Source organism: Pseudomonas sp. NPDC089752 (assembly GCF_044748725.1).
In the GTDB taxonomy this organism is placed as follows: Bacteria; Pseudomonadota; Gammaproteobacteria; order Pseudomonadales; family Pseudomonadaceae; genus Aquipseudomonas.
The window spans coordinates 64,790-77,323 of the sequence record NZ_JBIVGP010000017.1; the positions used below are offsets into that span (position 1 = coordinate 64,790).

The 12,534-nt window shown below is 62.6% G+C and carries 8 protein-coding genes and 1 other RNA gene; 2 read left to right on the forward strand and 7 right to left on the reverse strand.

Translation table 11 applies throughout. The features are described from left to right. Window positions 1-72: 72 nt before the first annotated feature. Complete coding sequence (proC, locus tag ACIPZF_RS23010; RefSeq protein ID WP_400803615.1) at window positions 73-867, forward strand: pyrroline-5-carboxylate reductase; 795 nt, start codon at window positions 73-75, stop codon at window positions 865-867. Between the two features lie 80 nt (window positions 868-947). Here the strand turns inward: proC and ACIPZF_RS23015 are convergent, their stop codons facing one another. Together ACIPZF_RS23015 and dnaX are read right to left on the reverse strand one after the other, a co-directional pair. Then, complete coding sequence (locus ACIPZF_RS23015; protein ID WP_008093501.1) at window positions 948-1,283, reverse strand: YbaB/EbfC family nucleoid-associated protein; 336 nt, start codon at window positions 1,281-1,283, stop codon at window positions 948-950. Window positions 1,284-1,346: 63 nt separating this feature from the next. Continuing rightward, a complete protein-coding gene (gene dnaX / locus ACIPZF_RS23020) occupies window positions 1,347-3,368 on the reverse strand; it encodes a DNA polymerase III subunit gamma/tau (RefSeq protein WP_400803618.1) in 2,022 nt (673 codons plus the stop codon). A 125-nt stretch (window positions 3,369-3,493) separates the two neighbouring features. On the opposite strand from dnaX, the gene ACIPZF_RS23025 reads away from it, so the two are divergent. Then, window positions 3,494-4,261: a substrate-binding periplasmic protein gene (locus ACIPZF_RS23025; protein ID WP_400803620.1), complete on the forward strand. Its 768-nt coding sequence runs from the start codon at window positions 3,494-3,496 to the stop codon at window positions 4,259-4,261. 351 nt (window positions 4,262-4,612) lie between these two features. On the opposite strand, the gene ACIPZF_RS23030 is transcribed toward ACIPZF_RS23025, so the two are convergent. The 5 genes from ACIPZF_RS23030 to smc all read right to left on the reverse strand — a co-directional run bounded on the left by ACIPZF_RS23030 (window position 4,613) and on the right by smc (window position 12,531). Beyond that, window positions 4,613-4,891, reverse strand: coding sequence for a hypothetical protein (locus tag ACIPZF_RS23030; RefSeq protein WP_400803622.1), 279 nt, complete (start codon window positions 4,889-4,891; stop codon window positions 4,613-4,615). A gap of 346 nt (window positions 4,892-5,237) precedes the next feature. After that, window positions 5,238-5,334: signal recognition particle sRNA small type (gene ffs, locus ACIPZF_RS23035), an RNA gene on the reverse strand. 188 nt (window positions 5,335-5,522) lie between these two features. Beyond that, window positions 5,523-7,853, reverse strand: a complete 2,331-nt coding sequence (ligA, locus tag ACIPZF_RS23040; RefSeq protein ID WP_400803625.1) for an NAD-dependent DNA ligase LigA — start codon at window positions 7,851-7,853, stop codon at window positions 5,523-5,525. Window positions 7,854-7,953: 100 nt separating this feature from the next. Continuing rightward, window positions 7,954-8,838, reverse strand: a complete 885-nt coding sequence (gene zipA / locus ACIPZF_RS23045; RefSeq protein ID WP_400803627.1) for a cell division protein ZipA — start codon at window positions 8,836-8,838, stop codon at window positions 7,954-7,956. A gap of 204 nt (window positions 8,839-9,042) precedes the next feature. Beyond that, window positions 9,043-12,531 carry a chromosome segregation protein SMC gene (smc, locus tag ACIPZF_RS23050; protein WP_400803630.1) on the reverse strand — a complete coding sequence of 1,163 codons (3,489 nt, stop codon included), beginning with the start codon at window positions 12,529-12,531 and terminating at the stop codon, window positions 9,043-9,045. Window positions 12,532-12,534: the final 3 nt, after the last annotated feature.

The window sequence follows — 12,534 nt, forward strand, 5'->3', positions numbered from 1 at the left end:
CCTGGTTGCACCCTGAGCGGTAATGCCCTTAATCTAAGAAAACATCACAACAACAAACACTGAGGGCATCCGATGAACGTGCTTTTTATTGGCTATGGGCGCATGGGTGGCGCACTGGGCGCCTCCTGGCTTGCGTCTCGGAAGGTAGAGCAACTGAGCATCGTCGATCCGGGGATCGCGCCTGATGCAGCGGCAGGCCGGTATGGACGCCTGGAGGATGTGCCTGCGGACCAGGCCTTCGACGTGATCGTCCTGGCCGTGAAGCCGGGTTATGCCAGCGAAGCGCTCACCGGCCTGAGTGATCGACACTGCGAGCGGGCGGTGGTGGTTTCGGTGGCGGCGGGCGTCACGCAAGGCACCTTGAACCGCGCGCTCAGCGGACGCTGCCCAGTGGTACGGGCCATGCCTAATACTCCAGTGCTGGTCGGAGCGGGTTGCACCGGACTGTACGCGACCGAGCAGCTGGACGATGCGCGCAGGGTCATCATTGGCCAATTGTTTGAAGCAGTCGGCGCGGCTTATTGGGTGAGCGAAGAAGAACAGCTGGATGCCGTCACAGCCATTAGCGGCAGCGGGCCGGCGTATTACCACCTGTTCAGCGAGGCACTTGCCGAAGCCGGGATAAAGTTGGGCCTGGCACCGGAACTGGCGCGTAATCTGGCAGCGCAAACTGCATTTGGTGCAGCCACATTACAACATCAAGCGCATGCCGATTTCACCGAACTGCGGATGGCCGTTACTTCTCCCAATGGCACCACTGCGGCGGCTATCGAAGTCTTCGAAACACAGAAGCAACTTCGTGAACTGTTAATGGCAGCAACTTGCGCTGCACACCGGCGATCGATGGAACTGTCAGAAGGCGCTTGATTGCCGCCACTTACATCATTCAATTGAGCAATAAAAAAGCCGCCCTGGAACCCAGCGGCGGCTTGTCGGAGCGCAATGCCTCAGAACGGCATCTTGAAGCCCGGTGGCAGCTGCATGCCCGCAGTCATGCCGCCCATTTTTTCCTGGCTGCTCTGCTCGACCTTGCGCACGGCGTCGTTCAGTGCGGCAGCGATCAGGTCTTCCAGCACTTCCTTGTCGTCTTCGTCGGTCGACATCAGGCTTTGATCGATGCTGACGCGCTTGACGTCATGACGGCCGGTCATCACCACGCTGACCAGGCCACCACCGGATTGGCCCGTCACTTCGGCGTTGGCCAGCTCTTCCTGCATCTTGGCCATTTTTTCCTGCATCTGCTGGGCCTGCTTCATCAGGCCGGCCATGCCACCTTTCATCATGGGGTATACCTCGATTGGGTCGTGTGATGCGGCCCGGCACGAGACCGGCCGCATGGTTGTCGATTACTGGCCCTGGCTGACCAGGGCTTGTACAGGCTCAATAGTATCCTGCCGCACGGTGGCGCCGAACTGCTTGATCATCTGCTGGATCAACGGATCCTGCTCGATCGACGTCACGGCATCCTGCTGGCGCTCGGCACGCTTGCGCGACGCCGCCTGGGCCGGGGTTTCCTGCTCGGGCAGGATCAACTCGATGCGCAGGTTCAGGGTACGCCCCAGGTGCTGGTTGAGCGCCTCGTTCAAACGACGCTGCTGAGTGGCGTTGAACAGCGCACCTTGGCCCGGGTCCAGGTGCAGCAGCCAATCGTCACCGTCCGCAGCGATCAGCGTACAGTTTGCCGCGATGTTGCCTGTCATCCCGGACACAGGCAATAGTGGGAATAATTCTAGCCATTGCAGAGCCAGGCCCGTGGCGGGCTTGGCTGCGGGCAGCGGCTCAGGGGGGGCGACGGGGGCGTCTTCCTGGACATGCTCGACCAGTTCGTCCAGATAGCTGAAGCTGGCTGGGTCGCTGTCGCCGCCGTAGTAGTCTTCATCCATTGGCGGCTCGTCATCACGCTCCATGCCCGCTGAGGCGTAGGCGGATGGATCGAATGGTGGCTCGTCGTAGGTAGGCGCGACATTTTGCGGTTCGACTGCTACCGGCGCTGGCTCTGGTTTTGGCGCTGATTGTGGCTCGACAGGCAATGGTGCAGGCTTGGCAGCAGGCTCTTCCCAGGGCAGGTCGATGACTTCCTCCACGGGTGCCGGCTCAGGCTCGACGATCTGCTGCGGCGCAGGCGCAGGCGCAGCCACAGCCTCGACCACCGCTGCGGGCGCCACGGCAACAACGGTCGGCGCCTCGACAGCCACCGCCGGCGCTGCCACCGGGGTTGCAGGATCAGCTGTGGCCTGGCTGATCCCCACCGGCTTTAGTACCGGCTTCGGCGCATCGTCGCTGTCGGCCGGGCGGAACGCCAGCATGCGCAACAGGACCATTTCGAAGCCACCGCGCGGGTCCGGCGCCAGGGGCAGATCGCGACGGCCTATAAGGCCCATCTGGTAATAGAACTGCACATCCTCGGCCGGTAACGCCGCGGCCAGCGCCAGCACTCGGTCGCGATCACCCTGGCCATTGTCCACCGCTTCCGGCAATGCCTGGGCGATGGCCACGCGGTGCAGCACATTGAGCATTTCGGCCAGCACGCCGCTCCAGTCCGGCCCCTGCTCGGCGAGGTTGCGCACTGCTTCCAGCAGCGCCCGCGCATCCCCTTCCAGCAGCGCCTGCAGCACGCCATAGACCTGACCGTGGTCGAGGCTGCCGAGCATCGCCCGCACATCGGCGGCCAACACTTTACCTTCGCCGAAGGCGATGGCCTGGTCGGTCAGGCTCATGGCGTCACGCATCGAACCATCGGCAGCGCGGCCCAGCAGCCACAGGGCGTCCGGCTCGAACGGCACGTTCTCCGCCGCCAGCACGTGGCTGAGGTGCTCTACCACCCGCTCCGGGCTCATGTTCTTCAGCGAGAACTGCAGGCAGCGCGACAGGATGGTTGCCGGCAGTTTCTGCGGGTCGGTGGTGGCGAGGATGAACTTGACGTAGGGCGGCGGCTCTTCCAGCGTCTTGAGCAAGGCGTTGAACGAGTGGGTGGAGAGCATGTGCACTTCGTCGATCAGGTAGACCTTGAAGCGCCCACGGCTCGGCGCGTACTGCACGTTGTCGAGCAGTTCGCGGGTATCTTCGACCTTGGTGCGGCTGGCGGCGTCGATCTCGATCAGGTCGACGAAGCGGCCCTCATCGATCTCCCGGCACACCGAACAGGTGCCGCACGGCGTGGAGGTGATGCTGGTTTCGCAGTTCAGGCATTTGGCGATGATGCGCGCGATGGTGGTCTTGCCCACGCCACGGGTACCTGTGAACAGGTAGGCATGGTGCAGCCGCTGGTTGTCCAAGGCATTGATCAAGGCCTTGAGCACATGGGCCTGGCCGACCATTTCGCGGAACGAGCGCGGACGCCATTTACGTGCAAGAACCTGATAACTCATCGAAAAACCATCGCAGCCTGATCCAGCGGAAGATCGCTAATGCTAGCGGAGCGGGGCCGAAATTGCACCCTGCATGGTTCGTCTACGCTAAGTAACTGGCGCACGTTGTTCAGGGAGGATGTGCCTTGCGAAGATTGCTGGCCTTGTTGCTGCTGTGGAGTGCCCACGGCCTGGCGGAACAGCCCGTGCTGCGTTTCTCCGTCGCCGAGAGCTGGAGCATGCCGCTGGTGCGCGTCGAGGGTGAGCAGCCGGTCGAAGGGCTGCTGTTCGACCTGATGCAGGCCATCGCCCGCGAAGCCGGCGCCCGCCCCGAGTACCACGTCATGGCCCGCCTGCGCCTGCAACAGGCGATGGATGAGGGCGATATCGATGTGCGCTGCTACGTGAGCACGCAATGGTTCAATGATCGGCCGGGGAATTTCGTCTGGAGCATACCGCTGTTTCAGCAGCGCGATGTGCTGGTTGGGCGGGCGGGCGACAGTGATGCCATTGGGCCGGAGCAGTTGTCGCATCAGGCAATTGGTACGGTGCTGGGGTACACCTACAGCACGCTTGAGCCGCTGTTCGCCCGGGGGCAGTTGCACCGTGAGGACAGCCGTAGCCAGGAACTGGCGCTGCAGAAACTGCAGATCGGGCGTTATCGGCATGCGGTGAGCAATGAGCTGTCGTTGCAGTGGTTCAACCGGCGGTTGCCGGCCGAGCAGCGTTTGCAGGTGCTGGCAGTGCTGGAAGAGCAGGCGTTGGGGTGCATGGTGAGGAACGATCCAGCGCTGCCGACGCAGGGGGTGTTGCGGGCGCTGGTGAGGATGAAGGAATCGGGGGAGATCGAGCGGATTACGCGGCGGTATGGGGCGGCGGTTTATTCGGGGGAGGTTTTTGGGGTTCGCCCTTGAATGGATGTGGACCCTGGAGGTGCTCGCCTTGATGGTGATGTCGTTCATCAGATCGAGCGCCGCCCGCGCGGCGCATCGCGGATGAATCCGCTCCTACATTTGTTGCAACGTACCTATGTCTGTCAGGCCATGGTTGATCGCCTTGGCGCATGTCTGAAGATGTGTGGGACGGCGGCAGCGCCAGCCGAAAAATCGCGTCATACCAACAAGGCTGACAACTATGGCCTATCAGGCCATGGCACGTTGCAACAAATGTAGGAGCGGATTCATCCGCGATGCGCCGCGCGGGCGGCTCTCGATCTCAAGAACAAAAAACCCCTCAAGGCAAGCACCTGCCAGCCCTAACGCAATCTAACCCCCAGCCCCCCGCTCAACCGCCATCGCCACCGCATCCGCCTGCCCCCAGGCAATCTGCATCGCGCGCAACCCATGCTCCAGCTGCTGCCGCGCCTCCTCATCCTCAATCCGCTCCAGCGCCCGCCGACTGTCGCTGTAGGCGAACATCAAATAGTGCGAAACATTCATCAACACGAATTCCATCGGCACGATGCCTTCGCTGATGGCGCGGGAGAGGGATTTTCCTGGAGGAAGCTCGAAGGTGTGGGGTGGATCTGGAACAATTTTTTTCATGAAAGCACCGTACCGAATTGAGGGCACCCTTTCGCTTCCACACTTTAGGGTGACAGTTGTACGCGGGGTGGAAGACCAGGGTACGGCGGGCCCGGCAGGCTCGAAGCCTCCCGCGCACAACTGTCATAGCGACAACACCGAACCCCAGGCTTCCACACCCGATCGCTGAACCGACAGCGACCGCAAAAGCCTATAGAGCGAGGTTTCCAGGAACAATCAGACGGGTGTCGACAGGTTGCGTAGGATAATTCACCCGCCCTTCATTTTGGCGTAGGAGAATTCCTAGAATTGAGCAGGCCGATCGGCAAGAGGCAGATAGATTTTCCGACCCCAGAAATGGAGGCGGCCCCACCAGCCACACCCCGGCACTCGATGTTCCCGCTATGGCTGCTCCCTTCCGGGCCTGACCAGGTTAACGGGTAATCAATGCGGGGGGACCGATGGGGCCACCACTACGCGGCTCGCCAAGCAGCGAGCCGCGCCATTGTACCGGTCTGGGGCGAAGTTACAACCTCTGCGGGAGAAAAAGTCATCATTTCTCAATGACTTGTCCAGATTGGTAGGGCTGCACCGGCCTCTTCGCGGGGCAAGCCCGCTCCCACAGGTATCTCAGGGGGCCTGGACACAGCGATCAGACAGTGATGCCCTGCTCGCCCAGGAACACAACGAACGCATCTTCATCCAGCACCTTCACGCCCAGCTCACTGGCCTTGGCCAGCTTGGAGCCGGCGCCTGGTCCAGCTACAACGCAATGGGTCTTGCCGGAAACCGAACCAGCCACCTTGGCACCGAGGCTTTCCAGCTTCTCTTTGGCGATGTCGCGGCTCATGCGCTCCAGCGTGCCGGTCAGCACCCAGGTCTGGCCAGCCAGCGGCAAACCTTCAGCGACTTTCTTCTCGCTGTTCCAGTGCATGCCAAAGGCCAGCAACTGCGCTTCGATGTCACGCGCCAGTTGCTGATTGGCCTCGTCCTTGAAGAACTCGCGCACGGCATCAGCCTGCTTGGCCGCCAGGGCCTGGCGCAAGTCGATACCGTCAGCGGCGATGATCTTGTCCAGGTTGTCGAGCTTGGCCACCAGCTTTTCCGCACCCGTTGGCCCCACCGAGGGGATATCGAGCTTGGCGATCATCCCAGCCAAGGTGGTGCTCGCCGCGAACTCGGCGGCCAGCTCACCTTCATCCTGCAACTGCATGCCACTGGCCAACAATTGCTCGATGACCTTCTGGTTGTGCTCGTCCTCGAAGAAGTTGTGGATTTCGTACGCCACTTCCAGACCGATATCCGGCAGATAGGTCAACACCTGCGGCAATGCCTGCTGCACCCGCGCCAGGCTGCCCAGCGAGCGGGCGAGGACCTTGGCGGTTTCCTCGCCCACGTCCGGGATGCCCAAGGCATAGATGAAACGCGCCAGGCTCGGGCGCTTGCTGGCCTCGATGGCATCCAGCAGCTTCTTGCTGGAAACTTCGGCAAAGCCTTCGAGGCCGACGATCTGGTCGAATTCCAGCTTGTACAGGTCGGCCGGCGATCCGATCAGGCCTTCGTCCACCAACTGCTCGACGCTCTTCTCGCCCAGGCCATCGATATCCATGGCGCGGCGCGACACATAGTGAATGATCGCCTGCTTGAGCTGGGCACCACAGGCCAGGCGACCGACGCAGCGGTACACCGCACCTTCGCTGGTGGTTTCCTTGCCTTTGCTGCGCTTGACCAGCTGGGTGCGCTCGACCTGCGAGCCACAGACCGGGCACTCAGTGGGCACCTGTACCGGGCGGGCATCTTCGGGACGCCGTTCGAGCACCACCTGCATGACCTGGGGGATCACGTCACCGGCACGGCGGATGATTACGGTGTCGCCAATGCGCAGGCCCAAGCGGGCGATTTCGTCCATGTTGTGCAGCGTGGCATTGGATACGGTCACCCCGGCCACCTTGACCGGCTTCAGGCGCGCCACAGGCGTCACCGCACCGGTACGACCGACCTGAAATTCGACATCCAGCACCTCGGTGAGCTCTTCCATGGCCGGGAACTTGTGGGCGATGGCCCAGCGCGGCTCGCGAGCGCGGAAGCCGAGTTCACGCTGGGACGCCAGGCTGTTGACTTTGAACACTACGCCATCGATCTCATACGGCAGGCTGTTGCGCCGCTCGCCAATGTCGCGGTAGTAGGCCAGGCACTCTTCAATGCCGGCGGCGTGCCGAAGCTCACGACTGATCGGCAGGCCCCATGCCTTGAGCTGTTCGAGGATACCGATGTGGCTGTCGCCGATGCTGGCGGAGACCTGCCCCACGCCGTAGCAGCAGAATTCCAGCGGGCGACTGGCGGTGATCTTCGAGTCCAGCTGGCGCAGGCTGCCGGCTGCAGCATTGCGCGGGTTGGCGAAGGTCTTGCCACCGGCTTCGGCCTGAGAGGCATTGAGGCGGTCGAAACCGGCCTTGCTCATGAACACTTCGCCACGCACTTCGAGCACCGCCGGCCAGCCTTCGCCCTGCAGCTTGAGCGGAATGTTGCGCACGGTGCGCACGTTGGCGCTGATGTCTTCGCCCGTGGTGCCATCGCCACGGGTGGCGCCCTGCACCAATTGCCCATCACGATACAGCAGGCTTACCGCCAAGCCGTCGAGCTTGGGCTCGCAGCTGAAATCGACGGCACCCGGCTGGTCCAGGCCATCCACGACACGGCGGCCAAATTCGCGCAGGTCGGCTTCCTCGAAGGCGTTACCCAGGCTGAGCATGGGTACTTCGTGACGCACCTGGCTGAACGCGGCCAGGGCGGTGCCGCCAACACGCTGGGTCGGCGAGTCAGGCGTTACCAGATGTGGATGCTCGGCTTCGAGGGCCTTGAGCTCGTTGAACAGGCGGTCGTACTCGGCGTCTGGGACGCTGGGCTCGTCGAGCACGTAGTAACGGTAGTTGTGCTGATCAAGCTCGGCGCGCAGTTCGTGGATTCGGGATTCGGCGTTCATTCTTCAGGTTCTCTTGCAAAGCAAAAGAGCAGCCCTAGGCTGCTCTTGCGCTTGAAACGAAGCGAGCAAGACCAGGGCATGGTCCGCTCGCTCAATGACATCAGCGTTTCTGGGTCAGCGCACGGCGCTCGAACTCGACGATGCGCTGGCGGTAATGCTCGATGGTCTGCGCGGTCAGCACGCTGCGCTGGTCGTCCTTTAGCTCGCCATCGAGCTCGTGGGCGAGCTTGCGCGCCGCTGCGACCATCACGTCGAAGGCTTGCTTCGGATGACGCGGGCCTGGCAGGCCGAGGAAGAAGCTCACCGCACGGGTGCTGAAGTGGTCGATGTCGTCCAGGTCGAAAATGCCGGGCTTGACCGCGTTGGCCATGGAGAACAGCACTTCGCCGTGACCGGCCATGCTTTCATGGCGGTGGAAGATGTCCATTTCGCCGAAACGCAGGCCACTTTCGAGAATGTTCTGCAGCAGCGCCGGGCCCTTGAAGCCGCCTTCGTCGCGGGAGATCACGCTGATCACCAGCACTTCCTCGACCGGTGGCAGCTCCTTGGCGGCATTGCCGCTGGCGGCGAAACCATTGCTGCGCTTGTCGTCGGCGGCAAAGTCGTCGTCGCTGTCGGCGAACAGGTCCGGCTCGCGTGGCTCGGCCACCAGATCCAGGTTGCCCTGCGGCTGAACTTCGGCGGTACGCTTGCCACGCTTGCTGGCCTTGGCCGGCTTCGGCTCACGCTCGCGCTCACGCACAGGCGCACTGAGCGACGGCAGGTCGCTTTCGTCCAGTTCCGGCTCTTTCTGGGTCTCCAGCACCCGCGACGGGCCGAGCACTTCAGCGCTGCCCTCGTCGTCCGGCACATTGGAGTAGCTGCGATCCAGACGGAATTTCAATTTGCCTTTTCCGCCGCGCATGCGGCGCCAGCCGTCGAAAAGAATACCGGCGATGACAATGATGCCGATGACGATCAGCCACTCGCGCAGACCGATTTCCATGTAATCCCGTGCCTCTATAAAATTATGCTTGAAAACAAAGGCTTCAAAGCCCTTTAACACGTGGCGCCAACTCTATGTTCTGACAGGCGTTTTACCCACGCAAAAAACGAGTGACATTAAGCTAGCACGACCAAAGACAACTTTACACCGTCTGTCGCACATGACGGGGGCATTTCCCTGCGGAATTCGCCCTATCTTCGCTCATCAGGCGTCGACCATGGCCAGCGCCTCCTCAACATCAACTGCAACAAGACGTGAACAACCCGGTTCGTGCATGGTTACCCCCATCAACTGATCGGCCATTTCCATGGCAATCTTGTTATGGGTGATGTAGATGAACTGCACGCTTTCACTCATTTCCTTGACCAGCCGGGCATACCGCCCGACGTTGGCATCGTCCAGCGGTGCATCGACCTCGTCGAGCATGCAGAACGGTGCGGGGTTCAGCTTGAAAATGGCAAACACCAGCGCCAATGCGGTCAGTGCTTTCTCGCCGCCGGACAGCAAGTGGATGGTGCTGTTCTTCTTGCCCGGCGGGCGCGCCATGATCGTCACCCCTGTATCGAGTAGATCTTCGCCCGTCAGTTCCAGATACGCGCTGCCACCACCGAAAACTTTTGGGAAAAGTGCCTGTAATCCGGCATTTATCTGATCAAAGGTATCCTTGAAGCGGTTGCGGGTTTCCTTGTCGATCTTGCGGATGACGTTTTCCAGGGTATCGAGTGCCTCGACCAGGTCGGCGTCCTGGGCGTCGAGGTAGCGCTTGCGCTCGGACTGCTGCTCGTACTCCTCGATCGCCGCCAGGTTGATCGCACCGAGGCGCTGGATGCGCGCATCGATCTGCTCCAATTCCTGCTCGGTGCCCTGCTCGCTGGCCTCGGCCTCGACGGTGGCTAGCACGCCCTGCAAATCGTAGCCGTCAGCCAGCAATTGTTCCTGCAGGGTTTTGCGCCGTATATCCAGGCCCTGGTTCTCCAGGCGCATCTGTTCCAGCTGGCCGCGCAGCAACTGGGCCTGCTGCTCGGCCTGGGTACGACGCTTCTCGGCATCGCGCAGGGCGCGATCGGCTTCATCCATGTGCAGGCGGGCCTGGCGCATTTCCTCATCGACGCTCATGCGCCGCTCCAGCAATTCTTCAAGTTTCAGGCGCAGCTCTTCCTGAGGTGCCTCGCCCTCCTCCAGGTTCAGGCTCAGTTGCTCCTGTCGCTCGCTCAGGCGCGCAGCCTGTTGCTCCAGGCGCTCCAGCGCCTGCTGGGTGGAGTCGTGCTGGGCGCGCAGCGAGCCCAGGCGCACGGCCAACTGGTGGGCGTGGTCCTTGTGCTGGCGGGCTTCCTGGCGGATGCGGTCGAGGCCTTCGCGCAAGGTATCGCGACGGGCCATCAACTGTTCGCGCTGCTCGGTGTCCTGGGCCATCAGGTCCAGGGCCTCCTGCAGCACCAGGCGCGCCTCACCCAGTTGCTCATGCTCCAAGGCACGCTGTTCCTGGAGTTCGGTCAATTCTTCATTTAGACGGCGACGACGGAGCTCGACCTGCTCGGCACGGGCACGGCCTGCCGAAAGACTGGCCTTGAGCTCGCCATGCTGGCGGCCTTCTTCCTGGGTGCGACGGCGCAGCTGTTCACGCTCTTCTTCCAGGCCCAGTTGCTGCTCGCGCAATGATTGCAATTGCTCTTCCAATTGCTCAAGTGCGGCTTCGAGTGTCAGCTGTTCCTCGCCAAGGCGTTCGATTTCCTGACCCCGGGCCAGCAAGCCACCCTGGGCATCGCCACCCCGGCTGACGCGCAGGAAATGCCGGCCGACCCAGTAACCATCGCGGCTGACCAGACTTTGCCCTTCAGCCAGCGATGCGCGCTGGGCCATGGCCTGGGCGAGATCCTCGACTGGCCTGACCTGAGCCAGCCAGGGGGCCAGATCGGTGCGCCCTTCGACCTTGTCGAGCAGGCTGCCGGACTGACGGGTTCCCTCTGCCCCCGGCACCAGCAGGCGCAACTCGCCTTGTTCGAGCTCGGCAAAATCGAGCCCGACGAAATCGTCCACCAGCACGGCTTGCAGGTCGGCGCCCAGCACGGTTTCCACCGCAAGCTCCCAACCTGGCTCAACCCGCAGCCCTTCGGCCAGGCGCGGGCGGTGCTCCAGGCCCTGGCCGCGCAGCCAGTCAGCCGCGCCCGCGCCAGGCTCCAGCGCAGCTTGCTGCAAAGCCTCCAACGACGCCAGGCGACCACCCAGGCGCTGCAGGTCGCCCTGCTGTTGCTGCTGGGCGTGTGTCGCCTGCTGCAACTGCTCGCGCACGCCCTCCAGGCGTTCGACTACCTGTTCTTCCGACAGCTGCAATTCTTCCAGCTGCATCTCGCTGGCGGCCAACTGTTCGGACAGTTCCAGCAAGGCACCATCCTGCGGGTCGGCAGCCATCTGGTCGCGCTCCTCGCCCAGCTTGCGCTGGCGCTCGGCCATGCGTTCCAGGCTGGCTTCGAGTTGCTGCAGGCGCGACTGCTGCACTTCGGCCTGGCGGCGCGGTTCGGCGGAGCGGGTGTTGAAGCTGTCCCACTGCTCTTGCCAGCCGTGCATGCCCAGTTCGGCTTCTTCGAGGGTGGCGGCGGCCTCTTCGGCCGCAGCCAGGGTCATTTCCTGCTCGGGTTCGAGCATGGCCAACTCTTCGCCGAGAGTGGCCAGCAGCGTACGGTCATGGCCCAGGTGCGATTCGGTTTCCAGACGCGTGCGCTCGGCTTCCTTGAAGTCAACCTGCAATTGGCGCAGGCGCTGCTGGCCGTGCTGGATGCTCTGCTCGACCCGGGCGATATCGCCGGCCACCGAATAGAAGCGGCCCTGCACCTGATTGAAGCGTTCGGACAATTCGTGATGGCCATCGCGCAGGCGTTCGATGCTGGCATCGGCGTTACGCTGCTCGGCGACCAGTGCCTCGTGGGCCACGTCCTGATCGCCGATCACCGCTTCGCGTTGGCGCACGCGCTCATCCAGGTCGCGCCAGCGCAGGGCCGACAGGCGCGCCTTGAGCTGACGCTCCTGGGCCTTGTATTCGCGATACTTCTCGGCGGCCTGGGCCTGGCGGTGCAGGCGTTCCAGCTGACGCTCCAGTTCTTCGCGCAGGTCGGTCAGGCGTGCGAGGTTTTCCTGGGTACGGCGGATTCGGCTCTCGGTCTCGCGGCGCCGCTCCTTGTACTTGGAGATGCCTGCGGCCTCTTCAATGAAGTTGCGCAGTTCCTCGGGCTTGGCTTCGATCAGCTTGGAGATCATGCCCTGCTCGATGATCGAATAACTGCGCGGTCCCAGGCCGGTACCGAGAAAGATGTCGGTGATGTCGCGGCGCCGGCACTTGGTGCCGTTGAGGTAATAGGTGTTCTGCCCATCGCGGGTGACCTTGCGACGGATGGAAATTTCCGCGTAGGCCGCGTACTCGCCCAGCAACGTGGTTTCGCTGTTGTCGAAGATCAGCTCGATGCTGGCCTGGCTTACCGGCTTGCGGCTGGTGGAGCCGTTGAAGATGACGTCGGTCATCGACTCGCCGCGCAGGTTCTTCGCAGAGCTTTCGCCCATCACCCAGCGCACCGCATCGATGATGTTGGACTTGCCGCAGCCATTGGGGCCGACCACGGCCGCCATGTTGCTGGGGAAGTTGACCGTGGTGGGGTCGACGAACGACTTGAACCCGGCCAGGCGAATGCACTTAAGGCGCATCGG